Here is a 25,645-nt window from a genome sequence, read left to right on the forward strand (position 1 = left end):
GACGCACGGGACGCACGGGAGGCACGGATCGCGTCGAGCGGACCTGGCACCTCCTCGACACGGCCGGGTCCCTGGCCGCGCTCGGCGTGGAACCGGTCGGCACGCTGCTGTGCGTGCACGGCAACCCGACGTGGTCGTACCTGTGGCGCTCGGTGCTGCGCACCTCGCTCGAGGTCGCTGCCGCCGGCGGCCCCGCGTGGCGCGTCGTCGCCGTCGACCAGCTCGACATGGGTTTCTCGGAGCGCACCGAGGCCGCCCGGAGGCTCGCCCAGCGCGTCGCCGACCTGGGTGCCCTGACCGACGAACTCGGCCTGTCGGGACCCGTGGTGACCCTCGGGCACGACTGGGGCGGTGTGGTGTCGCTCGGCTGGGCCGTCGACCACCCCGACCTCGTGGTGGGCGTCGCGACGTGCAACACCGCCGTGCACCAGCCCGACGACGCCCCGATCCCGGCACCCCTGCGCCTTGCGCTCCGGCCGCAACTGCTCGGTCGCGCCACCGTCGTGACGCCCGCGTTCCTCGAGACGACGCTGGCGATCGCACACCCGAAGCTCGACCGACCCGTGGCCGACGCCTTCCGCGCGCCGTACCGCGGTGCCGCCCGCCGTGGGGGCATCGGCGGCTTCGTCGCGGACATCCCCGTCGACGGCGACCACGCGTCCGCGCCCGAGCTCGAGCGGATCTCCTCGGGGGTCGCTGCGCTCGACGTCCCGGCACTGCTGATGTGGGGCCCGCGCGACCCGGTGTTCCTCGAGCGCTACCTGGACGACCTCACCACCCGCCTGCCGCACGCCGACGTCCACCGGTTCGAGGGCGCCGGGCACCTGCTGCCCGAGGACGCCGACGTCGCCGGGACGGTCCTGGACTGGCTGGGCGACCGCCTGCCGGACGGCCACGCGCCTGCCGGGGCCGAGCTGGGCCTCCCGTCCGCACCGGCCGTGGCGACGGACGCGAGCCGCCCGCTCTGGGCCGCACTCGACGACCTCCGCGACTCCGACGAGCCGGCCCTCGTCGAGATGGCGGCACCGGGCGGCACCCGCACGATCAGCTGGCGGCTGCTGGCCCGACGGATCGACGAGGTCGCCGCGGGCCTGGTCGACGTCGGCGTGCGCCCGGGCGACCGTGTCTCCCTGCTCGTGACGCCGGGCGCCGACCTGACCGCGGCGCTCTACGCCAGCATCCGCGTCGGCGCGACCGTGGTCGTGGCGGACGCGGGTCTCGGGCTCCGCGGCCTCACGCGAGCCGTCCGGGGCGCGCGTCCGGACTGGGTCATCGGTGCGCTGCCGGGACTGGCCGCGGCGCGCGCCCTCGGTTGGCCGGGCCGTCGGATCGCGACGCTCGCGCTGCCCGCTCCCGCACGGGCGGCGCTCCGTGTCGAGCACACGCTGGCCTCCGTCGCCCGGCGAGGAGCGCGACGGCTCGCCGAGGGTGCCGCGCTGCCGGCCGTCCCGGGTCCGGAAACCCCGGCCGCGGTCCTGTTCACGTCCGGGTCGACCGGTCCGGCGAAGGGCGTCGTGTACACGCACGGCCAGCTCGGCGCCGTCCGTGACGTGCTCGCGGCGCAGTACGACATCGGCGTCGGCACGGGACTGGTCGCCGGGTTCGCACCGTTCGCGCTGCTCGGCCCGGCGCTCGGAGCCCGCTCTGTGGCGCCCGACATGGACGTCACCGCACCCCGCACGCTCACCGCGGGTGCGGTGGCGGACGCGGTCGTCGCGGCGGACGCCACCGTCGTCTTCCTGTCGCCGGCCGCGCTGGCGAACGTGGTGCGGACGGCTTTGGACCTGACCGCGGGCGACCGGCAGGCACTGGGGCGGGTCCGCCTGTTCCTGTCCGCGGGGGCGCCGGTCTCGGCGTCGTTGCTCGCGCGGGCGACCGAGCTCATGCCGAACGCCTCGGCGCACACGCCCTACGGCATGACCGAGGGGCTCCTCATGACCGACGTCGACCTGACGACGGTCCTCGCTGCGGCCCCGGGTTCGTCGGACGTGGGCGGGGTCTGCGTCGGCCGGCCCGCTGCCGGCGTCGACGTCCGCATCGCGCCGCTGTCGCCGTCCGGGGAGCCATCGGGTGCGCTGACCACCGAGGCCGACGTGACCGGCGAGGTCGTCGTCGCGGCACCCCACGTGCGCGAGCGGTACGACCGGCTCTGGCGCACCGACCGGGCATCCCGGCGAGGGGTGACCGACCCGCGTGGGCACCGCACGGGCGACGTCGGGCACCTGGACGCCGACGGACGGCTCTGGGTCGAGGGGCGCCTGCAGCACGTCCTGACCACCCCGGACGGGGTCGTCACCCCGGTGGGGCCGGAGCAGCGCATCGAGCGGCTGCCCGGCGTCGGCCGGGTCGGCGTGACCGGGATCGGCCCCGCCGGCACCCAGCAGGTCGTCGTCGTGCTCGAGTCCCTGCCCGCGGTGCGTCGACCGGTCCTCGCGCCGTCGGCCCTGGCCGCCGCGGTCCGCGGTGCGGCGGGCGTGCCCGTCGCTGCTGTGCTCGTGGTGCCCGTGCTGCCCACCGACGTCCGCCACAACTCCAAGGTCGACCGTGCCCGACTGTCACGGTGGGCGACCGCCGTGCTCGCCGGGGGACGGATGACCCGCCCGTGAGCGATCCGGACGTGCCCGTGGGCAGGCGCGTGCTCGTCACGGGGGCGAGCGGTTTCCTCGGGCGGGCCGTCGCCGCGGCCGTGCGCGATGCCGGGCACGAGGTCCGCACGTTCCAGCGTCGACCGTCCGGGGTGCCCGGCGTGACCGACGTGCTCGGGACGATGACGGACGCCGACGCCGTCGCCCGTGCGGTGTCCGGCGTGCAGGCCGTCGTGCACCTCGCCGCGAAGGTCTCGCTCGCCGGCGACCCGGCCGACTTCGCCCGCGTCAACGTCGACGGCACCCGGTCGCTGCTCGCCGCCGCGCGGGGTGCCGGTGTCGACCGTTTCGTGTTCGTCTCCTCGCCCTCGGTCGCGCACACCGGGTCGTCCATCGCCGGGGAAGGGGCCACCCCGGCCGACCCCGAGCACGCCCGCGGGGACTACGCCCGGACCAAGGCCCGGGCCGAACTGCTGGCGCTGGAGGCCGACGCCCCGGGGTTCGCCGTCGTCGCCGTCCGCCCGCACCTGGTCTGGGGACCGGGTGACACCCAGCTGGTCGGGCGCATCGTCGACCGTGCGGCCCGCGGTCGACTCCCGCTGCTCGACTCCGGCGCCGCGCTCATCGACTCCTGCTACGTCGACAACGCGGCGTCCGCGATGGTCGCTGCGCTCAGCCACGCCGCCGACGACGCCGTGCACGGCAACGCCTACGTGGTGACGAACGGGGAGCCGCGGCCCGTCGCCGAACTGCTCGACGGGATCTGTCGTGCCTCGGGCGTGCCGACGCCGCGGTGGCAGGTGCCCGCCGGGGTCGCGCGCGCGGCCGGGTCCCTGGTCGAGGCCGTCTGGCGTGTGCGTCCCGGGGTGGACGAGCCGCCGATGACGCGGTTCCTCGCCGAGCAGTTGTCCACATCGCACTGGTTCGACCAGCGCCCGACCCGGCAGGACCTGCAGTGGGAGCCGGCGGTGTCGATCGACGAGGGGCTCGCTCGGCTGCGGGATGCCGCCACACCCTGACGCGACGCCGCTGCTGCGTGTCGGTCTAGTGTTGGTCGGGTGAGCGAAGAGGTCCGACCGACCCGACCGCACGGGCAGCAGCGGCGCCGTCAGATCCTCGACGTGGCTCTCGGGTTGTTCGCCGAGCGGGGGTTCACGAACGTCAGCATCGCGGACGTCGCGGGCGAGGTCGGCATCACGCCTGCCGGACTCCTGCACCACTTCGGGACGAAGAACGCGCTGCTCATCGCCGTCCTGCAGGAGCGTGAGGCGCGCAACGAGCAGGCGGATGCACGACTGCGCGACGAGGGCATGGACTGGCTCGAGACCTTCGTCGAACGGCTCGAGCACAACGAGGAGCAACCCGCCCTCGTCCAGCTGTTCGCGCTGCTGTCGGCGGAGAGCATCGCGCAGCAGCACCCGGCGCACGACTGGTTCGTGGACCGGTACCGAGCGCTCGCCGAGAAGTCCGCGCGGGAGATGACGGGTCTGCTCGACCCGGCGAAGCTCCCCGAGGGGATCACGGCGACGACGGTGAGCCAGTGGCTGGTGGGGCTTGCGGACGGCCTCCGGCTCCAGCAGTTGCTCAACCCCGGCTCGGTCGATCGTCACGAGTCGGTGCGGGCCTTCGTGCGACTCCTCGAGCCCTACCTGCGCCGCTGACTCCGGCGGGCTGGACTCGACAGCTCGTGCTGTCGAGGACTAACCTACTGAACGCTTAGTAGGTTAGTCTTGCGCAGCACCACTGCCGACGACGACAGGAGCCCCGTGTCACCGACGACCGCCCCCCGGAACACCCACCCCGCAACGGCTGTGGTCTGATGCGCGCCGTCGTCGTCCTGTTCGACAGCCTCAACCGGCGGTTCCTGCCGCCCTACGGAGCCGACTGGGTGCACGCGCCGAACTTCGCGCGTCTCGCCCGGCGGACGGTGCGCTTCGACAACTGCTACGCGGGCAGCATGCCGTGCATGCCGGCCCGCCGTGAGCTGCACACCGCACGTCCGAACTTCATGCACCGCTCCTGGGGTCCGCTCGAGCCGTTCGACGACTCCGTTCCCGAGATGCTCTCCGGGGCCGGCGTCTACACCCACCTCGTCACCGACCACCCGCACTACTGGGAGGACGGGGGAGCGACGTACCACAACCGGTTCGACACGTACGAGTTCTTCCGCGGGCAGGAGGGCGACGCGTGGAAGGGGCACGTGGCCGATCCGGCGGTGCCCGACAGCAGCAGGCGCGTCCGCCACGGCCTGTGGCGGCAGGACCTCGTCAACCGGCAGTACCTGCAGGACGAAGCCGACCATCCCCAGACCCGGACGGTGGACGCCGGGTTGGAGTTCATGGCGACGAACCGCGAAGCGGACTCCTGGATGGTCCAGATCGAGTGCTTCGACCCGCACGAGCCGTACTTCTCCCACCGCGAGTACCGCCGCCACTACCCGTCGCTCGATGCGTCCGGGTCGCAGGACAACGACTGGCCGGACTACAAGCGCGTCGACGAGCCTCCGGAGGCGGTCGAGCGCACCCGCGACGAGTACGCGGCGCTCCTGAGCATGTGCGACGCCTCGCTGGGCCGGATCCTCGACCGTTTCGACGACGAGGGGCTGTGGGAGGACACCCTGCTCATGGTCTGCACGGACCACGGGTTCCTGCTCGGCGAGCACGGCTGGTGGGGCAAGAACGCACAGCCCTGGTACGACGAGACCATCCACACGCCGCTGTTCCTCTGGGACCCGGTGTCGGGCCGGTCCGACGAGTCCCGCGACCAGCTCGTCCAGACGATCGATCTCGGCCCGACGCTCCTGGACCTGTTCGGGGTCGCGCCGACCGAGCGCATGCAGGGACGCTCGGTGCTGCCGGTGATCCGGACGGCCGCGGCGGGGCACGACACCGCGCTCTTCGGCTCGTTCGGCGGGCACGTCAACGTCACGGACGGTCGGTACGTGTACATGCGTGCCGCCTCGGGACCGGACAACGCGCCGCTCCACGAGCACACGCTGATGCCGACGCACATGAACTCGCGCTTCACACCCGACGAGCTCGAGGGCGCGGAACTCGTCCCGCCGTTCCGGTTCACCCGCGGAGTGCCGCTCCTCCGCGTCCGGGGCACGGCCTTCAGCGACGCGTCGTCGTTCGGAACCGTCCTCTTCGACCTCGAGTCGGACCCGGAGCAGGAGCACCCGGTGCTCGACGACGACCTCGAGCTCCGGATGATCGGGCTCCTGCTGGACGCCATGCGCGCGAACGAGGCGCCCCTGTCGCAGTACGCGCGCCTCGGGTTGCCCGAGACCGGTGCGGCTGACCACGCGCACCTGCTGGCTCGGACGCAGCACGACCGGTACCTCGCCGCCCTCGAACCCCTCCCCATGGCCGACGAGTTCCCGACGGACCGGGCGGGCGTCCGGACCGCGATCGCGGAGCTCCTGGCACTGCCGGAGACGCGTGCCGTCCTCGTCGACGCGGTCGGGCCGGTCGTCGAGCGGCTCGCGACGCAGACGGGGTCGTCGACGCTGCTCGACCTCGCACCCTTCACGCCGGCGCTCGCCGCCACCAGGTTGCGGGCGATCGACGCGCAGCTCGCGGCGGCGGTCCTCCCGGCGACCGAGGAACCGACCCCCGAGAGCACGGAGACCGCCGGCGCCGGGCACCGCTGACCCGCTCACCCCATCCCGTCCCACTCGGGCACCCGATCCATCCGTACAAAGGAGTACCCATGCGCACACCACGCTTCGCCCTCGTCTCGGGCGCAGTCGCCGCGACACTCGCACTCACGCTGGCGGGCTGTTCCGGCTCGGGCGGTCCGTCCGGGTCGTCGTCGTCCTCGTCAACGCTGACCCTCGCCAACGCCGTCGACATCAACTCGTTCGCCCCGGCTGACTCCCGCGACGCCTACTACGTGCAGTACTACCAGCCGGTCTACGACACCCTGCTGCAGATCGCGCCGAACGGTGACTACGAGCCGGACCTCGCCACGAAGTGGTCGTACAACGACGACAACACCGTGCTCCACCTGACGCTCCGGAAGGGTGTGGAGTTCACCGACGGGACGGCGTTCGACGGCGACGCGGTCAAGGCGAACCTCGAGGCGACGCGGGGCGGCACCGGGACCTCGAGCGCCGCGTTCCAGAACATCACGGACATCACGGTGGACTCCGCGACGAGTGTCGACATCACGCTCGGGCAGGCCGACCCCGGGATCATCCGACAGCTCGCGCTCCCCGGCGGCGCGATGGCGAGCCCGAAGGCGATCGCTGCGGGCACGCTCGCGGACGCGCCGGTCGGATCCGGGCCGTACGTCCTCGACGAGAAGAAGACGACGAAGACGGTGCAGTACACGTTCACGCGGAACGACGACTACTGGAACAAGAAGGCCTACCCGTACGACACGATCGTCATCAAGCCGATCACCGACGGCACGGCCCGCTTCAACGCCGTCCGGAGCGGGCAGGTCGACGCCGGCCCAGGTGACGCGCTGAACGCCGACCAGGCGAAGTCCTCCGGGCTCACGGTGACGCAGTCGCCCGGTCCGGGGTTCCAAGGGCTGTTCCTGTTCGACCGCGGCGGTGCGATCGCGAAGCCCCTCGCTGACGAGCGGGTGCGGAAGGCGCTCAACTACGCCATCGACCGCAAGAGCATCCTGAAGACGCTGTACGACGGCAAGGGCACCGTGACGGACCAGACGTTCAACCCGAAGTCCGACGCGTACGACGCGTCGCTCGAGGGCACGTACCCGTACAGCCCGAAGAAGGCGAAGCAGCTCCTCGCCGACGCCGGGTACGCCGACGGGTTCACCCTGACCATCCCCGAGCCGGTGTACCCGAACCTGGACCCGCTCCTCACGGCGCAGCTCGGCAAGGTGGGCATCACCGTGAAGTGGGCGCAGGTCCCGCAAGCGACGGTCAACGACGAGTACCTCTCCGGCAAGTACGCGCTCGTCTGGTACCAGCTGCAGTCCAGCGACCCCTGGCAGGCGATCAACTTCTGGGGTTCGAAGGACGCACCGTGGAACCCGCTGCACAACGAGGACCCGGAGATCTCGGCCGCCATCGAGCAGGTGCAGGCGACGTCCGGTGCCGATCAGGTCGCCGCGTTCACCGCACTCTCGAAGCTGTACGTCGACAAGGCGTGGTTCGTCCCCGCCTACTTCCCGGATGCCGTGTACTTCGCGAAGTCGAGCGTCACGGTGAAGCCGCAGGCACTGCAGATCGTGCCGTCGATCGCCAACTACGCGCCGGCGTCCTGATCCGGATGCGCACCTGTCGAACCCGTCGCGGGACGGGCGCCCTGCCCGTCCCGCCGCACCAGGAGGAGTGACATGATCGGCTTCGTCCTCAGACGTGTCGCCTCGGGCATCGCCCTGGTCGTGGTGATCGCGACCGTGACGTTCTTCCTGCTCCGTGCAGGGGGCACGAACGTCGCCCGCACGCTCCTCGGCGAGACCGCGACGCAGGACCAGATCGCCGCGAAGCTGCACGAGCTCGGGCTGGACCGGAACGTCCTGGTGCAGTACGGCGACTGGTTGTCGCACGCGGTCCGCGGCGACTTCGGGACGTCCTGGCTCACGAACCAGCCGGTCACGACCGCGCTGGTCGATCGTCTGCCGGTGACGCTGTCGATCGCGATCGGCGCGGTCGTCCTGACCGCCGTGGTGAGTGTGCTCCTCGGTGTCCTGGCGGCGTACCGCCGCGGCTGGATCGACCGGGTCGTCCAGGTGCTCGGCATCGCCGGCTTCGCGATGCCGGGAGTCTGGCTCGCGCTCATCCTGATCCTGGCGTTCGCGATCAAGCTTGCCTGGTTCCCCGCGACCGGGTACGTACAGGCGTCGCAGTCCCTGAGCGGATGGGCGATCGCCCTCGTGCTCCCGGTCGTCGCGATCGCCGTCAGTTCGGTGGCGTCGACGGCGCAGCAGGTACGCAGCGCGATGCTCGAAGTGCTGCAGAACGACTACGTCAGGACGCTCAGGAGTCGCGGGCTCAGCGAACGGAGCGTGGTGTTGCGGCACGCGCTCCGCAACGCGGCCCCCACCGGTCTGACGGTCATCTCGCTCGAGTTCATCAGCCTGCTCGGCAGCACGGTGGTCATCGAACGGATCTTCGCGCTGCCCGGGATCGGCTCGATGGTGCTCGACGCGACCGTCGGTGGCGACAGCCCGCAGGTGCTCGGGGTCGTCGTGATGATGGTGATCGTGGTGGTCCTGGTCAACCTGGTGATCGACCTCCTCAACGGCTGGCTCAACCCGAAGGTGCGCGTGCGATGAGCGAGAACGAGAACGTCGTGCCGGTGGCGGGCGGGACACAGCGGGCCACCGGCGCCCCGACGAACCGCGGCGTCATCGGTCGGCTGGCGCGGAACCCGTTGGCGGTCGCGTCCGTGATCGTGTTCGCGGCCGTGGTCGTCGTCAGCGTCGCCGCACCCCTGATCGCACCGTACGGACCGAACGAGGTCATCGCGGGGCTCGCCCGCAAGGCGCCCGGTCCCGGGCACCCGTTCGGCGGCGACGGTGCCGGTCGGGACGTCCTGTCGCGACTGGTGTTCGCGGGTCGCCTGACGCTGACGGGAGCGGCGGTGACCGTCGTCGTCGCGATGCTCGTCGGCATCCCGTCCGGCCTCGTCGCCGGGTACCACGGCAAGTGGTTCGACGGCGTGACGAGCTGGTTCGCGAACATCATCATCGCCATCCCCGGGATGGTCCTGCTGCTGGCCTTCATCGCCGCCGTGGGCCCACAGACGATCCCCGTCATGGCGGTCTTCGGCGTGCTGCTGTCGCCGGGCTTCTTCCGACTCGTGCGGACGGCGGTCCAGTCGGTGCGGAACGAGCTGTACGTCGATGCCGCGCGGATCGCCGGACTCTCCGATGCCCGGATCATCACCCGGCACGTCCTGAGCGTCGTCCGCGGACCCATCGTCATCCAGGCAGCGATCAGCGCCGGGGCCGCCGTCCTCATCCAGACGGGACTGCAGTTCCTGGGGCTCGGCGAGCAGGGGACGCCGAGCTGGGGGCAGATGCTCTCCGACGCGTTCACCAACATCTACTCGGCGCCGTACCTGGTCTTCTCCCCGGGCCTCACCATCGCGGTCACGGTGGCCGCTCTCGCGCTGTTCGGCAACGCGCTGCGCGACGCCCTGCAGGACCGACCGGTTCGGCGGCGACGTCGACGCCCGGGGCAGGCCGTGTCGTCCGTGACCGCAACCGCCTCCGCGCGTGCCGATCGATCGGCCGAGCGTCGGCAGCCCATCGGCGACGAGGCCCCACTGCTCTCGGTGCGTGGCCTGACGATCGCCTACCCGGCGGCGGACGGCGAACGGGCCGTGGTCTCCGACGTCGACCTGGCGATCGACCGCGGGCAGGTGCTCGGGGTGGTCGGAGAGTCCGGATCGGGCAAGACGCAGACCGCTTTCGCCGTCCTCGGACTGCTGCCTGGCGAGGCTCACGTGGCGGCGGGGTCGATCCGCTTCGATGACACCGAACTGGGGACGCTCGACCGGCGGGCACGCGCTGCACTCAGGGGGCGGCGGATCGCGTACGTCCCCCAGGAGCCGATGTCGAACCTCGACCCGTCGTTCACGATCGGACACCAGCTCGTCGAGCCGATGCGTGCCGCCCTCGGCATCTCGCGTCCGGCCGCCAAGGAGCGCGCGCTCGAGCTGCTCGCCACGGTCGGCATCGTCGACCCGGCGCGGACCTTCCGTGCCTACCCCCACCAGGTGAGCGGTGGGATGGCGCAACGCGTGCTCATCGCCGGTGCGATCTCGTGCGACCCGGAGCTGCTCATCGCCGACGAGCCGACCACCGCGCTCGACGTGACCGTGCAGGCCGAGATCCTCGACCTGCTGCGCCGACTGCAACGGGACCGCGGCATGGCGCTGCTTCTCGTCACGCACGACTTCGGCGTCGTGGCGGACATCTGCGACCGGGTCGTCGTGATGCAGAACGGCCGTGTCGTCGAGGAGAACGACGTCGCCACGGTGTTCTCCGCACCGCATCACGAGTACACCAGGATGCTGCTCGGGTCGATGCTGGACGACGCCGTCCCACGGCCCCCGCTCGCGTCCACCACCGCCGGGAGGCACGCATGACCGACACGACGACCGGCACGGACCCGTTGCTCCGCGTCGAGCACCTCGACGTGGAGTTCCCCGGACGCGGATGGCGCGCCGAACCGTTGCGCGCCCTCCGTGACGTCAGCATCGACATCGCGCCGGGTGAGTGCCTCGGACTCGTGGGGGAGTCGGGGTCGGGCAAGACGACGCTCGGCCGCGCGATCCTCGGTCTCGTCCCGGCGGCAGCCGGGTCGATCGAGTTCGACGGTGGTCGGCTGGACGGGATGCCGCGGCGGGAGCGCCGACGCCTGAGCAGTGAGATCCAGGTCGTGTTCCAGGACCCGTACACCTCGCTCAATCCGTCGATGTCGGTCGGGGACATCCTGGCCGAGCCCCTCACCGCGTCGGGGGTGTCACGCCGTGACGCCCGTTCCCGCATCGCCGAGCTGCTCGAGGCGGTGAACCTGCCGGCGGACGCTGCGTCGCGCCTGCCACGGGAGTTCTCCGGCGGGCAACGGCAGCGCGTGGCGATCGCTCGGTCGCTGGCGCTCCGCCCACGGCTCATCGTCTGCGACGAGCCCGTCTCGGCGCTCGACCTGTCGACCCAGGCCCGGGTCCTCGACCTGTTCATCGAGATCCAGGAGCGCACCGGAGTGGCGTACCTGTTCGTGTCGCACGACCTACAGGTCGTCCGACACATCAGTCACCGGGTCGCCGTCATGTACCACGGCGAGATCGTGGAGACGGGGCCAGGGGACAAGGTCACGAGCGAGCCGGACCACCCGTACACGCGGCGGCTGCTGCTGGCGGCGCCGGTTCCGGACCCGGCGCAACAAGCGCGGCGTCGCGACGCGCGCCAGCGGCTGGCGTCCGTGTCGGCGGAGACGACGCACGAGCGGTGACCCGGATCGGACAGGAGGCCGGTGGCGGGCCGGCACCGTGCCTCCCGTCCGGTGTCCGGCAGCAGCGCGAGCGTCACGGCGTTCCCACGGGGACGTGACGGGGGAGGAGGGAAGATGACATGGTGACGGACCTCCACGATGACCACGGACACGACTGCTGCGCGCCGATCGGCCGTGCTGCCGTCACGACGGACGGACGGATGCCGACCGCGCCGCCGGATGCCGAGCCAGCGGTACAGCCCGTCGTGGCCGTGCTGCCGGGCGCCGAGGGCGGCCACGCGGTCGAGCAGGTCCGGGTCCCGGCGCAGACGTTCCTGATGGGGGACGCGCACGGCGACGGCCGGTGGGGCGACGGGGAGACCCCGGTGCACGCGGTGGCCCTCGACGCGTTCGACGTCGACGCCACGAGCGTGACCAACGACGACTTCGGGCGCTTCGTCGCCGACACCGGCTTCCGGACCGAGGCCGAGACCTTCGGGTACTCAGCGGTGTTCCACCTCGCGCTCGCCGCCGACCAGGTGGACGTCCTGGGACAGCCACCGCAGACCCCGTGGTGGTTCGGCGTGCGTGGCGCGGACTGGCGGCACCCCGGTGGACCGCGATCGTCGGTCGTCGGGCTGGGTGACCACCCCGTGGTGCACGTGTCGTGGAACGACGCGGTCGCCTACTGCGACTGGGCCGGGCGCGCGCTGCCGACCGAGGCGCAGTGGGAGGCGGCATCCCGAGGTGGACTGCAGCAGGCGCGGTACCCGTGGGGTGACGACCTCGGCGCAACGGACGGCGACGGCCGCGCGTGGCGGGTCAACGTCTTCCAGGGTACGTTCCCGACGTCGAACACACTCGACGACGGCCACCTCACCACGGCGCCGGTGCGGAGCTACCAGCCCAATGCCTACGGTGTCTGGCAGACCGTCGGCAACGTGTGGGAGTGGTGCTCGGACGTGTTCGACGTCCGGACCTACGAGCGCGACGCGGCCGCGGGCACGGTGACGGAGCCGTCGGGGCCTGCTGCGGCGACACCGGAGACACCGAGGGTGATGCGCGGCGGTTCGTACCTGTGCCACGACTCCTACTGCAACCGGTACCGGAACGCGGCCCGGTCGCAGAACACGCCGGACTCGTCGATGGGGAACGCCGGGTTCCGCACGGTGTCGCGAGCCGTACCCGTGTCCGGCAGCCCAGCCTGACGACCGTCGCCGACCCAGTACCGAGGCGGGACCCGTACCGTGTCCGGCATGACCACTGCAGTCCTCGTTGCCGGCGCGTCCGGCGACCTCGGCGGACGTGTCGTCCGCGAACTCCTGCGACACGACACGACGGTGCGCGTCCTCACCCGGCAGGCCGGCGCGGTCGCGCCCGGCCTCGCCGAGCAGGACCGCGTCGAGGTCGTCGTCGCCGCGTACGACGAACCCGCGGCGCTCCGTCGGGCGATGCAGGACGTCGACGTCGTCGTCTCCGCGATCAGCGGCACCCGCTCGGTGATCGTGGACGCGCAGCGCGCCCTGCTCGCGGCCGCCGTCGACGCCGGTGTGCAGCGGTTCATCCCGTCCGACTACGCCGCCGACTACCGGTCGGTCACCCCGGGGACGAACCGCAACTTCGAGCTGCGCCGCGAGTTCGCCGCCGCCGTCGACGCGGCGCCGCTCCGTGCCACCTCGGTCCTCAACGGCGCCTTCGCCGACATGCTCACCGGGCAGGCGCCCCTCGTCCTGTTCGACCGGCAGCGCGTGCTGTTCTGGTCGTCGCCGGACCAGGTGCTCGACTTCACGACCAAGGACGACGTCGCGTGGGTGACGGCCCAGGTGGCACTGGACCCCGACGCCCCGCGCGTGGTCGAGGTGGCGGGGGACCGGGTGACCTCCCGCAGCATCGCCGACACGATGTCCCGGCTGACGGGGACGCCCTTCCGCCTGCAGTGGGCCGGCACCGCGGGGACGCTGTCCGCGATGGCCCGTGTCGGGCGACGCCTGTCACGGCCCTCGGACGAGCCCTTCCCGGCGTGGCAGGGGATGCAGTACTTCGTGAGCATGTTCAGCGGGGAGGCCGAGTTGCACCACGTCGCGAACGACCGGTACGGCGCGCACCCGTGGACCACCGTCGAGGACGTCCTCGCCGCCCACCTCGGCGTGCTGCCTGCACGCTGAGCCGCCTGCGTCCGTCCTCGTCGGCCGTGGGCGGTACCGTCGGAGCATGGACAGGTCGGAGATCCTCGCAGCAGCCGCTGCCGCCCACGCCGCACGCATCGCCGCGGCCGGTGGTGACGACGCGGCCGCACGCGACCGTGCCGACGCCGCTGCGGCTGCCCCCGCCGACCACAGCCGCGTGGACGAGTCCGGACGCGCTGCCGACCGGACCGAAGGCGCCATGGCGTCGGACTGGCACCGGATGGGCACCCGACGCGGCGTCACCCCGGACGCGCAGGTCCGCGCGGCCTGGTCCGTCGCGGGCGTGCCCGACCCCGGCGCTGGACGGGCCCTGGCGAACGTCGTGCTGTCGACCGCCAGCCACGCGGGCCGGGTCGCGGATGCCGCCCGGCGGAACGCGAACCTGAGCGGTGCCGCCAGCTCGGCTGCGCGGCGGACCGTCCGGCGGTACACCGACCACGGCGCCGACATGGCTTCCCTCGGCGACCTGTTCGCCGAGCAGGCGAGCGAGCGTCCGTCGGACCCGGGGCCGTCGGACCAGCGGCCGTCGGGCCAGGAGCCGTCGGGCGATCCGGCGTGATCGGACCGCTCCACCGCTGACCTGGGGTTTCGTGGAGCGGTCCATTGTGCCTGACATGAGAATGACCGGTTGACAGGACAAAGTATCCGACTACCATCGGCAACACGCACCGACGCGTGATCACGGACGAAGGAGTCACCGAATGGTCGACATGAAGCCGGCAACGACGAGTGCCGCACTCCCGCCGCTCGGCACGGGAGCACACCGCCGACGCCTCGGCGTCCTCGCACTGGTCGCCACGTTCGGCGGCCTGCTGTTCGGCTACGACACCGGCGTGATCAACGGAGCGCTGCTCCCGATGAAGCAGGAGCTCGGGCTGACGAACCTCACCGAGGGCGTCGTGACGAGCTCGTTGCTGTTCGGCGCGGCGATCGGCGCCATGCTCGGTGGCCGGATCGCCGACGGCTGGGGCCGCCGCAAGACGATCATCGCCCTCGCCGTCACCTTCTTCCTCGGCACGCTCATCTGCGTGTTCTCCCCGACCTTCGGCGTGATCGTCGTCGGTCGTGTGCTGCTCGGCCTCGCGGTGGGTGGTGCGTCGACCGTCGTGCCGGTGTTCCTGGCGGAGCTCGCGCCGTACGAGATCCGCGGGTCGCTGTCCGGCCGCAACGAGCTCATGATCGTGATCGGGCAGCTCGCCGCGTTCCTGGTCAACGCCGTCATCGGCAGCCTGTGGGGCGAGGGCAACGGCGTCTGGCGTGTGATGCTCGCCGTCTGCGCCCTGCCCGCGATCGCGCTGTTCATCGGGATGCTCCGGGTGCCGGAGTCCCCGCGGTGGCTGGCGTCGAAGGGTCGGAACGACGAAGCACTCGAGGTGCTCGGACAGATCCGGACGCGGGAGCGCGCCGCTGCCGAGCTCGAGGACATCAAGCGCACGAACGACTTCGAGGCGAAGATCCAGCGCGAGAGTGGCTGGCGCGTCCTGCTCGGCAACAAGTGGCTGATCCGCATCGTGCTCATCGGCGCGGGCCTGGGGGTCGCCCAGCAGCTGACGGGCATCAACTCGATCATGTACTACGGCCAGACCGTCCTGATCGAGTCCGGCTTCCAGGCATCAGCAGCGCTCATCGCCAACATCGCTCCGGGTGTCATCGCGGTGATCGGTGGCGTGATCGCGATCGCCAACATGGAGCGGATCAACCGGCGCACGACGCTCATCATCGGCTTCACGCTCACGACGGTCTGCCACTTCCTGATCGGCATCGCGTCGGTCGCCCTGCCCGAGGGCAACCCGGCCCGCCCGTGGGTGATCCTGTTCCTGGTCGTCGCGTTCGTGGGGTCGATGCAGACCTTCCTCAACATCGCGGTCTGGGTCGTGCTGTCCGAGATCTTCCCGACGCAGATCCGAGCACTCGGCATGGGCATCGCGGTCTTCTGCCTCTGGATCGCGAACGCGTTCCTCGGGCTGTACTTCCCGACGATCGTCGCCGCGACGGGCATCACCGGCACGTTCTTCGGGTTCGGCATCGTCGGTCTGCTGGCGCTGTTCTTCATCTGGAAGTTCGTCCCGGAGAGCCGCGGTCGCACCCTCGAGCAGGTCGAGGAAGGCGTCACGACCGGCAACATCTTCACCGTCGACAAGGCCGGTCGCCGCGCGTAGCGGTCGTCGCGCAAGCACACCGGGCTCGGTGCCGACTGGCACCGGGCCCGGTGTGCGTCCGACAGGATGGAGGCATGGCTGACACCGCGCCCCAGGGCACCGACGAACTGCTCGCTGCATCACGAGGGCTGCTCGGTGTCGTCGCGCGGTCGCTCGCGCCGGCGCTCGAGGACGTCACGGTGCCGCAGTTCCGGCTCATCGTCCTGGTGGTCACGCTCGGGCCGACGCGGTCGGGTGACCTGGCGGAGCGGCTGGCGGTCGGGCCGTCGACGCTGACGCGGAACGTCGACCGTCTGGTCTCGGGTGGCTGGGTCGAACGCCGCCCCGGCGAGGAGAGCCGTCGCGAGGTCCTCATCGCGGCGACGCCCCGCGGGAGTGCACTGGTCGACGAGGTCACCGCGCGGCGTCGGCGCGAGCTCGAGGACGTGTTGCAGCGGGTGCCCGCCGCGGACCGTGCTGCTGCGATCGCCGGGATGGCCGCGCTGCGGCGCGCGATGAACGAGCCGTTGCCGGAGGAGATCTCGGCCTTCGGCGGCTGATTGCCCGGGTTGTTTGCATGAGTACAATGATTGTGTTCATGCAAGCAACCCTGGAGGACCGTGTCCGCGACCACTGCGACCCGACTGCACCTGCACACCGCCAGCACCCGCTTCGGGAGCGCTGCCGCACGACTCGCCCTGCCGGCGCTGGTCGTCGGCGCCGGAGCCGGGGTGGCGGCCGTCGTCTTCCGGTGGCTGATCGAACACGCGACGCTGCTCTTCACGGGCCACGCGGACTACGCAGCCGTCTCCGGACACCCGGCGAACCCCTGGGTGCCGTGGCTGGGGCCTGCGTTCGTGGTCCTGGCCCCGGTGGTCGGCGGTCTGCTCTACGGGCCGCTCATCCAGCGGTTCGCGCGTGAGGCCCGGGGCCACGGCGTCCCCGAGGTGATGTTCGCCGTGTCGCGGAAGGGCGGGCGCATCCGCGGCAGCGTGGCGGTGGTGAAGGCCCTGGCGAGCGCGATCTGCATCGGTGCGGGCGGTTCGGTCGGGCGCGAGGGGCCGATCATCCAGATCGGGTCCGCCCTCGGCTCGACGATCGGCCGCTGGATGCGGATGCCCGAGGTCCGCCTGAAGACCCTGGTGGCCTGCGGCGCGGCCGGTGGGATCTCGGCCACCTTCAACGCACCCGTCGCCGGCGTGTTCTTCGCACTCGAACTGCTGCTGCGGGACTTCACGCCGACGTCGTTCGGTGCCGTCGCCATCGCGAGCGTGACCGCGGCACTCATCGGTCGGGCGGTCTTCGGCGACACCGCGTTCCTGCACCTGCCGGTGATCGGCGGGGTCACCCCGTCGGAGTACCTCCTGTTCGCCCTGCTGGGACTCCTCGCCGGGGCGATCGGCATCGGCTTCACGCGGGTGCTCTACCTGGTCGAGGACCTGTGCGACGTCCGCTGGAGGGCGACCCGCGGTCCCGAGTGGCTCCGCCCGGTCGCCGGTGGGGTGCTGCTCGGGGCGCTGCTGCTCGCGCTGCCGCAGATGTACGGCGTCGGGTACCCCGTGCTGGAACGTGGGGTCGCCGGGCAGTACGCGCTCGGGTTCCTGGCGGTGCTCGTCGTCGGCAAGGTGCTCGCCACGTCGCTGACCCTGGGCATCGGGGGCTCCGGGGGCGTGTTCGCACCGTCGCTGTTCGTCGGCGCGATGACGGGTGCGGCGTTCGGTGAGGTGATCGGTGCGCTCGTCCCGGGGATGCACGGGCAGATCGGTGCGTTCGCCGTGGTCGGCATGGCGGCGGTGTTCGCCGGATCGACGCGGGCGCCCATCACCGCGGGGATCATGCTGTTCGAGCTCACCGGGGACGAGTCGCTGATCCTGCCGGTGGTCGTCGCCGTGGTGATCGCCACCGCCGTGTCCCGAGCGCTGTCCCGCGACACGATCTACACGCTCAAGCTCAGCCGTCGCGGCGTCGACCTGACCGACTCAGCTCCCAGTGGCCCGCAGCGGACGGGCGTGAGCGCCGGGGTGTCCGCACGGCCGCTCGGAGCCGTCGTCACCACCGAGGCGTCTGCGGCGCATGCGCTGGGGATGCTCGAGGACCACGCCGGTCACCCCGTCGTGGTGGTCGACGAGGACGGGCGGTTCGCCGGGGTCGTCTCCGCGCGGAGCGTCGGGGACGCCGTGCTGGGGGACTCCGGTTCCGCGTCGCGACCGGTGCTCGACGTGGTCGCGGACGTCCGTCCGGTGCTCGCCTCGGCCGCGCTCGAGGAGGTCGTCACCGACGTCCTCGACGCGGACGAGACCTCGGGCCTGCCCGTCGTCGACGCGGCCGGCCGGCCGGTGGGGTGGCTCGGCCAGGCCGACGTCCTGCGGGCCCTGGTCCCGGTCACCACGTGACGGACGGGAGGCCCGGTGCCAGCTGGCACCGGGCCTCCCGTCCGTGTGGTGAGCGCGCTACGGGCGCAGGAGCACCTTGCCGACGCGGCCGGCGGTGTCGCTGGCGCGAGCAGCGTCGCGGGCGTCCTCGAAGACGAAGGTCTCGGAGACGGGGAGCGTCAGCGAGCCGTCGAGCACGCGGGTGATCAGCTCACCGAAGAGCTGGCCCTTGAGCTCGCCGGGCATCGTCTTGCTGACGACGGCGCCCCAGAAGCCCTTGATGGTGAGCTGGCCGAAGATGACCTTGCCGGACGGGATCTCGAGCGTGGGGGACGCCATGGCGCCGAACACGACGAGGGTGCCGTTCTCGCCCATCACTGAGGCGATGTCACCAGCGGCCTTGCCACCGACGGACTCGACGCCGGCGATGATCGGCGCGCCGCCGGTGATCGCGGCGACCTGGTCCTTCCAGTCGTCCGCGTCGGTGGCGACGATGCGGTCGATGCCCTGCTCGCGGAGCTCCTCGACGCCCTCGGCGCGGCGGACCAGCCCGATGACGTTGATGCCACGGGCCTTGCCGAGCTGCGCGACCATGCGGCCGACCGCTCCGTTGGCGGCGTTCTGGATGATCCAGTCGCCCTCGTGCAGGTCGAGCGAGTGCAGCAGGCTGATGGCGCTGAACGGCATCGACACGAGCTGCGCCGCGGCCTCGTCGGGCATCGCGTCGGGGACGGGGACGAGCCCGGCCGCGTCGGCGACGTAGTACTCGGCCCAGACGCCGAAGGTCCCGCCGGCGACGCGCTGGCCGACCTGCAGGCGGTCGACGCCGTCACCGAGGGCCTCGACGACGCCGAGCGCCTCGGTGCCGCTGGCGGCGGGCAGCTCGGGCTTGAAGCCGTAGGTGCCGCGGATGGTCCACAGGTCGTGGTTGTGGATCGGCGAGAGGACGGTCCGGACCAGCACCTGGCCGGGGCCGGGGGTCGGGACGGGGCGCTGCTCGACGGTCAGGACGTCGGCGGGCTCGCCGAACTCGGGGTGGACCACGGCGCGCATGGTGGTGGAGGTGGTGTCGGTCATGGACTAGTCCTCCGAGACGGTGATGGTGACGTCGATGTTGCCGCGCGTCGCGTTCGAGTACGGGCACACCTGGTGGGCGGCGTCGGCGAGGGCCTGGGCCTGGTCGTGGTCCATGCCGGGGATGACGACCTCGAGCGTGACGGCGAGCTGGTAGCCGCCCTGGCCGTTCGGGCCGATCTGCACGCGGCCGCCGACGGACGAGTCGGTGATCTTCACCTTCTGCGCGCGGGCGACGCCCTGCAGCGCGGAGTGGAAGCACGCGCTGTAGCCGGCGGCGAACAGCTGCTCGGGGTTGGCGCCGTTGCCGGAGCCGCCCATCTCCTTCGGGATGGCCAGGTCGAAGTCGACCGTGCCGTCGCTGGTGGTCACGTGGCCGTTGCGGCCTTCGCCGGTGGCGAGGGCCTCTGCGGTGTAGAGGACGTCCATGTGGTTCCTTTCCTTCGTGAGGTCAGTGGTCCGCGGGGGCGGTCGCCGCGGGGCTGGCGACCGCGTGCATCGTCTCGGTGAGGCGTTGCAGCGTGCGGATGAGGTCGGTGGCGGCCTCGGCGTCGGTGAGTCCCATGCCGGCGGCGATGCGCCCGGGGACGTCGGCGAGCTCGGCGCGGATCGACCGGCCGCGTTCACCGGTGGTCACGGTCACGACGCGCTCGTCGCTGCTGCGGCGTTCCCGGCGGACCAGGTCGGCCTGCTCCATGCGGCGGAGCAGCGGCGACAGGGTGCCGGAGTCGAGCTGCAGGTGCTCGCCCAGGGTGGAGACGGTCTGGTCGCCCTCGACCCAGAGGGTCACGAGGACGAGGTACTGCGGGTACGTCAGTCCCCAGGGTTCGAGCATCGTGCGGTAGGCCTGGGTGGTCGCCCGGGTCGCCGCGTAGAGCGAGAAGCACACCATCTCGTCGGTCACCGGCATACGACAAGTGTTGCACGCAACTCAGTTGTGCACAACCCACATGGGCGTCGAGCGGACCGGCGTCGGTGTGGCCCGTTAGGCTGGCCGGACCAACGATGACCAGCAACCACCCAGCCGATGCACGACCAACGGGACCCCGAGTCGGGTCCGCGTCGTCCCACGGCAAGACGATCCTGATCGGCGAGCACGCCGTGGTGTACGGCGAACCCGCACTCGTGCTGCCGGTCAACGACGTCCGGGTCGCCGCGACGGTCACGCCCGTGGCCGACAGCGCCGGCAGTGGCCTGCAGTCCGCCGTGCACACCGGCCCGTTCGACCTGGCTCCGGCGGCCGTGATGCCGACCGTCACCGCCGTCACCGCGACGCTGCGGCACCTGCACGCCGAGCACCAGCACGTGCACGTCCGCGTCGACAGCGACGTGCCGACCGCCCGGGGGATGGGGTCGAGCGCCGCCGTTGCCGCTGCCGTGACGGCCGCGGTCGCCGATGCGTTCGGGGTCGTCCTCGACCCGGAGACCCACCACGAGCTCGTGCAGGAGTGCGAGCGCGTCGCCCACGGCCGGCCGTCCGGGCTCGACGCCCGCGGGGTCGTGGCAGACGTGCCCGTCTGGTTCGAGGGTGGTCGGATCGAGCCCGTGCAGCTCTCCGGCGCGTTCGCCTTCGTCGTCGCGGACACCGGCGTCCCGGGCCACACCCGACAGGCCGTCGCCGCCGTCCGCGCCCGACGTGACGGCAACCCGACGCGCATCGATGCGGTCATCGGACAGATCGGCGACCTGGCACGACGGGCACGGGGGACACTGGTGGACGGCGACGCCCAGGGCCTGGGTGCCACCATGGACGCCGCGCACGCACTGCTGACCACACTCGACGTGTCGAGCGACGACCTGGACCACCTGGTCCACGCGGCACGCGCCGCAGGCGCCCTGGGCGCCAAGCTCACCGGTGGCGGACGCGGCGGGTGCGTCCTCGCCCTCGCCACCGACGGCGAGCACGCGGACCGGATCGCCGCCGCACTCCGCGGCGCCGGCGCCGCCGCCACCTGGACCACTCGGATCGGAGACCGTGCCTGATGACCGCCACCGCCGTCGCGCACCCCAACATCGCCCTCGTCAAGTACTGGGGCAAGGCCGACGCCGAGCTCGCGCTGCCCGCGACGGGCAGCGTCTCGATGGGCCTCGACGTCTTCCCGACCACGACGTCCGTCACCCTGCTGGACAGCCAGGAGGCCCGTGACGGGTTCGTCCTGAACGGTCGCGCTGTCGAGGACGGTGCCCTGACGCGTGTCGAGCAGTTCCTGGACCTGGTCCGACAGCTCGCGGGCAGCGACGTCCGTGCCCACGTCGACTCGACGAACACGGTGCCGACGGGTGCCGGACTCGCCTCGAGCGCGTCCGGCTTCGCGGCGCTCGCCACTGCCGCTGCTGCCGCCTACGGACTCGACCTGTCGATGCGTGACCTGAGCCGACTGGCCCGGCGCGGTTCGGGATCGGCCACGCGGTCGATCCCCGGCGGCGTCGCGGTCTGGCACGCCGGTGACGACCAGGGCTCGTTCGCCGAGACCGTCCCCGCTCCGCCGATGGCGATGGTCGTCGTGACGATCGACGACGGCCCGAAGGCGATCGGCTCGCGCGAGGCCATGCGCCGCACGATCGCGACGTCGCCGTTCTACCCCGCCTGGGTCACCTCGACCACCGAGACCGTCGGCGACATGCTGACCGCGTGCGCCGCCGGTGACTTCACCCGGATCGGCGAGCTGACCGAGAGCAACGCGCTCCGGATGCACGCCACGATCGAGGGTGCCTTCCCGCCGATCCGCTACCTGAACGCCCGCAGCGTCGCCGTGTTCGACGCCGTGGCCGCCCTCCGTGCCGCCGGGACCGAGGCCTACGCCACCGCCGATGCCGGTCCGAACGTCGTGGTGCTCGTGCAGCCGCAGGACCGCGTCGTCGTCGCCGCCGCCCTGGCGCACCTGGGCACCGTCATCGAGTCCGGCACCGGACCTGCCGCCCGTCTGGTCGGCTCCGAAGGAACGGGGACACATCGACCCGTCCAGGAGGAGTCCGCCGAGTGATCGAGTTCCGCGCCCACGGCAAGTTGTTCGTCGCGGGGGAGTACGCCGTCGTCGAGCCGGGGCAGCCCTCCGTGCTCATCGCCCTCGACCGCGCCATCACGGCCCGCGTCACCGAGGGCCACGGGTCCGGCAGCGTGCACTCCGAGGAGTACGGCCACCTGCCGCTGACGTGGACCCGCGACGAGGACGGCCTGGCGCTCGACCGTGAGCACCACCCCTACGACTACGTGATGGCGACGATCGACCTCGTCGAGAAGCTCCGGGCCGAGCGCGGGATCGCACCGCGCTTCCACGACCTGCGGATCATGAGCCAGCTCGACGACGCCAGCGGGCGGAAGTTCGGGCTCGGGTCCTCGGCGGCCGTCACCGTGGCCACGGTCGGCGCCCTCGACCGCTTCTACGGCATCGGCCTGTCCCAGCGGCAGCGCTTCCAGGTCGCCCTGCTCGCGACGGTCCGGGTCAACCCGCGCGCGTCCGGCGGGGACCTGGCGGCGAGCACGTTCGGCGGGTGGCTCCGCTACAGCGCCCCGGACCGCGAACGCCTGGTCGAGCAGCTCGGCACCAGCTCGGTGTCCGCGATCCTGGACGACGCCGACGCCTGGACCGGGTTCGACGTCGAGCGGCTGCCCGCCCCGACGGACCTGCGGCTGCTGGTCGGCTGGACCGGCTCGCCGGCGTCCACCACGAAGCTCGTGGGTGCCGTGCGTCGGCACCGCAACGGCGGGTACGGGACGTTCCTCGACGACAGCCGGGCCTGCGTCGACGACCTGACCACGGGCCTCCAGACCGGCGACGCCGAGCAGACGCTCGACGCGCTCCGCCGTGCCCGCGTGCTCATGCAGCGGCTGGGCGACAGCGTCGGCTCCCGCATCGAGACCGACCGCCTGACCACCCTGTGCGACGTCGTCGAACGCTCCGGCGGGGCGGCGAAGCCGTCCGGTGCCGGCGGCGGCGACTGCGGCATCGCGCTCGTCCCGGCCGACCTCGACACGGCCGCCGTCTTCCGCGAGTGGGAGGCCCACGACATCCGGCACCTCTCGGTCGCCGTCCAACCCCCGGAAGGGCCGCTCGATGACTGACACGACCACGGTCGACAAGACCGTCACCCAGACCCCGATCCCCACGCGCTGGGTCGGCCCGCTGCGCGTCAGCGGCAACGCGGTGCAGGGCGAGCACGCCGTGCCGCTGGCCACCTACGAGACGCCGCTGTGGCCCTCCGTCGGCCGTGGTGCCCGCATCTCGCGCATGGTCGAGGGCGGCATCGTCGCGACCGTCGTCGACGAGCGCATGACCCGGTCCGTCGTCGTCCGCGCGACCAGCGCAGCGGCCGCCCACATCGCGGCCGGGCAGATCCTGGCGCGGCAGGCCGAGCTCGAGGCCGTCGTCGCCGGGCAGAGCCGGTTCGCCAAGCTCATCGAGGTGCACCCGGAGATCGTCGGGGACCTGCTGTTCCTGCGGTTCGCGTTCACCACGGGCGACGCCTCCGGCCACAACATGGTCACCCAGGCGGCGGACACGCTCCTGCCGACGATCCTCGGCTGGCACCCCGACCTGTCCTACGTGTCGATCTCCGGCAACTTCTGCTCGGACAAGAAGGCCACCGCGGTGAACGGCATCCGCGGGCGCGGGCGCAACACCATCGCCGAGATCGTGCTGCCCGGGCAGGTCGTCGAGCGGTTCCTGAAGTCCTCGACCGAGCGCATCGTCGACCTCAACACGGCGAAGAACCTGGTCGGGTCGACGATCGCCGGGGCCCTGCGCTCCGCGAACGCGCACTACGCCAACATGCTGCTCGGGTTCTACCTGGCGACGGGGCAGGACGCGGCGAACATCGTCGAGGGCTCCCAGGGCATCACGTTCGCCGAGGCCCGCGGCGACGACCTGTACTTCTCGTGCTCCCTCCCGCACCTCATCGTCGGCACGGTCGGCAACGGCAAGGGCAACGACCTGCCCGTCGTCGAGGACGCCCTCGTGCGCCTCGGCTGCCGCGAAGACCGGGAACCCGGCGCGAACGCCCGTCGCCTCGCAGCACTCTGCGCAGCGACGGTCCTCTGCGGCGAGCTGTCCCTGCTCGCCGCGCAGACGAACCCCGGCGAGCTGATGGCGGCACACGTCGCCCTCGAGCGCGGCGGCAGGAAGGGTGGTCAGGCATGACCGGCATCGGCATCCACGACATCGCGGTCGCGACCGGGCACCACGTGCTCGAGCTCGACGACCTCGCGGTGCAGCTCGGGGTGGACCCCGCGAAGTACCACGTCGGCATCGGACAGGACGCCTTCAGCGTGCCGGCCCCGGACGAGGACATCGTCACGATGGGCGCCGCCGCGGCCAAGCAGGTCGTCGACCGGCACGGGGTGGAGGGCATCCGCACGGTGCTGTTCGCGACCGAGTCCGGCATCGACCAGTCCAAGGCGGCCGGGGTGTTCGTGCACGGGCTGCTCGGCCTGCCGCAGAACGTCCGCACGGTCGAGCTGAAGCAGGCCTGCTACGGCGGGACCGCCGCGCTGCAGCTCGCGCTCGGCATCGTCGCGCGGAACCCCGCCGAGCGCGTGCTCGTCATCGCCGCCGACGTCGCCCGGTACGACGTCGACACCGCCGCCGAGCCCACGCAGGGTGCCGGGGCCGTGGCGATCCTGGTGAGCGCCGACCCCGACCTGATCGAGATCGAGCCGGTCGCGGGGCTCTTCACCGCGGACGTCGACGACTTCTGGCGGCCGAACGACCGCTCGACCGCGCTGGTCGACGGCCGGCTGTCGGTCAGCGCCTACGTCGACGCGTTCATCGGCGCGTGGGACGACCTGGCGTCGCGCGGCGGTCCGGCGTACGACACGATCGACCGGTGGGTGCACCACCAGCCCTTCACCAAGATGGCGCTCAAGGCGCACCGGAAGCTCACGCAGCACGTCGGGGCCGACTTCGACGAGACCGAGCTCCGCACCGGCTTCACGTACAACCGGCAGGTCGGCAACACCTACACGGCCTCGCTCTGGATCGCGCTGGCCGCGGTGCTCGACCTGGACGACGACCTGGCGGGCAAGCGCATCGGCATGTTCAGCTACGGCTCCGGCAGCGTCGGCGAGCTCGTGACCGGCGTCGTCCGACCCGACCACCAGCGCCACCGTCGGGTGGGTGCGGTCCGTGCCGACCTCGACGCGCGGGTCCGGCTCTCCGTGCCTGAGTACCGGGCCCTGCACGCCGCGGGTGCCGCGACGAGCGAGGACACCGAGCGACCGCGCGTGACGGCGGCGCCGTTCCGGTTCAGCGGCGTGCTCGGCGGCGCACGGCACTACGAGGCGACGGCGGCAGCGACCGCGACGACAGCGACGGCGGCAGCGACCGCGACGACAGCGACGGAGGCGGCGGGCACCGCGGGGGAGTAGACAGAC

The 25,645-nt window shown here is 72.1% G+C and carries 22 protein-coding genes; 19 read left to right on the forward strand and 3 right to left on the reverse strand.

From position 1 onward, the window contains the following. The 14 genes from BIU90_RS09470 to BIU90_RS09535 all read left to right on the forward strand — a co-directional run. Positions 1-2,606: alpha/beta fold hydrolase (locus tag BIU90_RS09470; protein WP_071299997.1), on the forward strand; the 2,606-nt coding region annotated here is incomplete at its 5' end. Continuing rightward, positions 2,603-3,604, forward strand: a complete 1,002-nt coding sequence (locus BIU90_RS09475) for an NAD(P)-dependent oxidoreductase (RefSeq protein WP_254786995.1) — start codon at positions 2,603-2,605, stop codon at positions 3,602-3,604. The genes BIU90_RS09470 and BIU90_RS09475, both read left to right, overlap by 4 nt. A gap of 39 nt (positions 3,605-3,643) precedes the next feature. After that, complete coding sequence (locus BIU90_RS09480; RefSeq protein ID WP_071299998.1) at positions 3,644-4,246, forward strand: TetR/AcrR family transcriptional regulator; 603 nt, start codon at positions 3,644-3,646, stop codon at positions 4,244-4,246. A gap of 158 nt (positions 4,247-4,404) precedes the next feature. After that, on the forward strand, positions 4,405-6,237 hold the full coding sequence (locus BIU90_RS09485) for a sulfatase (protein WP_071299999.1): 1,833 nt from the start codon (positions 4,405-4,407) through the stop codon (positions 6,235-6,237). Between the two features lie 59 nt (positions 6,238-6,296). Further along, positions 6,297-7,826 (forward strand): ABC transporter substrate-binding protein, encoded by a 1,530-nt coding sequence (locus tag BIU90_RS09490; RefSeq protein WP_071300000.1) that lies wholly within the window; start codon positions 6,297-6,299, stop codon positions 7,824-7,826. Positions 7,827-7,898: 72 nt separating this feature from the next. Further along, positions 7,899-8,840, forward strand: a complete 942-nt coding sequence (locus BIU90_RS09495) for an ABC transporter permease (RefSeq protein ID WP_071300001.1) — start codon at positions 7,899-7,901, stop codon at positions 8,838-8,840. Then, on the forward strand, positions 8,837-10,660 hold the full coding sequence (locus tag BIU90_RS09500) for a dipeptide/oligopeptide/nickel ABC transporter permease/ATP-binding protein (protein WP_071300002.1): 1,824 nt from the start codon (positions 8,837-8,839) through the stop codon (positions 10,658-10,660). The genes BIU90_RS09495 and BIU90_RS09500 overlap by 4 nt, the downstream gene beginning before the upstream one ends. Next, positions 10,657-11,526, forward strand: a complete 870-nt coding sequence (locus BIU90_RS09505) for an ATP-binding cassette domain-containing protein (protein ID WP_071300003.1) — start codon at positions 10,657-10,659, stop codon at positions 11,524-11,526. The genes BIU90_RS09500 and BIU90_RS09505 overlap by 4 nt, the downstream gene beginning before the upstream one ends. 119 nt (positions 11,527-11,645) lie before the next feature. After that, positions 11,646-12,713, forward strand: coding sequence for a formylglycine-generating enzyme family protein (locus tag BIU90_RS09510; protein ID WP_254786996.1), 1,068 nt, complete (start codon positions 11,646-11,648; stop codon positions 12,711-12,713). 48 nt (positions 12,714-12,761) lie between these two features. After that, positions 12,762-13,670 carry an NmrA family NAD(P)-binding protein gene (locus BIU90_RS09515; protein WP_071300004.1) on the forward strand — a complete coding sequence of 303 codons (909 nt, stop codon included), beginning with the start codon at positions 12,762-12,764 and terminating at the stop codon, positions 13,668-13,670. A gap of 46 nt (positions 13,671-13,716) precedes the next feature. After that, a complete protein-coding gene (locus BIU90_RS09520) occupies positions 13,717-14,250 on the forward strand; it encodes a hypothetical protein (RefSeq protein ID WP_071300005.1) in 534 nt (177 codons plus the stop codon). Between the two features lie 142 nt (positions 14,251-14,392). Further along, positions 14,393-15,850: a sugar porter family MFS transporter gene (locus tag BIU90_RS09525; protein WP_071300006.1), complete on the forward strand. Its 1,458-nt coding sequence runs from the start codon at positions 14,393-14,395 to the stop codon at positions 15,848-15,850. Between the two features lie 74 nt (positions 15,851-15,924). Further along, positions 15,925-16,389: a MarR family winged helix-turn-helix transcriptional regulator gene (locus tag BIU90_RS09530; protein WP_071300007.1), complete on the forward strand. Its 465-nt coding sequence runs from the start codon at positions 15,925-15,927 to the stop codon at positions 16,387-16,389. 60 nt (positions 16,390-16,449) lie between these two features. Beyond that, positions 16,450-18,222, forward strand: a complete 1,773-nt coding sequence (locus tag BIU90_RS09535) for a chloride channel protein (RefSeq protein ID WP_217640910.1) — start codon at positions 16,450-16,452, stop codon at positions 18,220-18,222. Positions 18,223-18,279: 57 nt separating this feature from the next. On the opposite strand, the gene BIU90_RS09540 is transcribed toward BIU90_RS09535, so the two are convergent. From BIU90_RS09540 to BIU90_RS09550, 3 genes are read right to left on the reverse strand one after another with little or no spacing between them, the layout of a single operon-like run. Next, positions 18,280-19,254: a zinc-binding dehydrogenase gene (locus tag BIU90_RS09540; RefSeq protein WP_071300328.1), complete on the reverse strand. Its 975-nt coding sequence runs from the start codon at positions 19,252-19,254 to the stop codon at positions 18,280-18,282. A gap of 27 nt (positions 19,255-19,281) precedes the next feature. Continuing rightward, the gene (locus BIU90_RS09545; protein WP_071300008.1) at positions 19,282-19,704 is read right to left on the reverse strand and encodes an organic hydroperoxide resistance protein; all 423 of its coding nucleotides are present in this window, start codon (positions 19,702-19,704) and stop codon (positions 19,282-19,284) included. A 22-nt stretch (positions 19,705-19,726) separates the two neighbouring features. Continuing rightward, positions 19,727-20,185 (reverse strand): MarR family winged helix-turn-helix transcriptional regulator, encoded by a 459-nt coding sequence (locus BIU90_RS09550; RefSeq protein WP_175470178.1) that lies wholly within the window; start codon positions 20,183-20,185, stop codon positions 19,727-19,729. 95 nt (positions 20,186-20,280) lie between these two features. On the opposite strand from BIU90_RS09550, the gene mvk reads away from it, so the two are divergent. From mvk to BIU90_RS09575, 5 genes are read left to right on the forward strand one after another with little or no spacing between them, the layout of a single operon-like run. Then, on the forward strand, positions 20,281-21,258 hold the full coding sequence (mvk, locus tag BIU90_RS09555) for a mevalonate kinase (RefSeq protein WP_083403839.1): 978 nt from the start codon (positions 20,281-20,283) through the stop codon (positions 21,256-21,258). Further along, entirely contained in the window at positions 21,258-22,259 is a 1,002-nt protein-coding gene (gene mvaD / locus BIU90_RS09560) for a diphosphomevalonate decarboxylase (RefSeq protein ID WP_071300009.1), read from the forward strand. The genes mvk and mvaD overlap by 1 nt, the downstream gene beginning before the upstream one ends. Further along, on the forward strand, positions 22,256-23,338 hold the full coding sequence (locus BIU90_RS09565) for a phosphomevalonate kinase (RefSeq protein WP_071300010.1): 1,083 nt from the start codon (positions 22,256-22,258) through the stop codon (positions 23,336-23,338). Before mvaD ends, BIU90_RS09565 begins: the two co-directional genes overlap by 4 nt. Continuing rightward, on the forward strand, positions 23,331-24,413 hold the full coding sequence (locus tag BIU90_RS09570; protein ID WP_071300011.1) for a hydroxymethylglutaryl-CoA reductase: 1,083 nt from the start codon (positions 23,331-23,333) through the stop codon (positions 24,411-24,413). The genes BIU90_RS09565 and BIU90_RS09570 overlap by 8 nt, the downstream gene beginning before the upstream one ends. Beyond that, the gene (locus BIU90_RS09575; RefSeq protein WP_083403840.1) at positions 24,410-25,639 is read left to right on the forward strand and encodes a hydroxymethylglutaryl-CoA synthase; all 1,230 of its coding nucleotides are present in this window, start codon (positions 24,410-24,412) and stop codon (positions 25,637-25,639) included. The genes BIU90_RS09570 and BIU90_RS09575 overlap by 4 nt, the downstream gene beginning before the upstream one ends. Positions 25,640-25,645: the final 6 nt, after the last annotated feature.

It is taken from the genome of Curtobacterium sp. MCBA15_001 (assembly GCF_001864835.1).
GTDB lineage: Bacteria > Actinomycetota > Actinomycetes > Actinomycetales > Microbacteriaceae > Curtobacterium.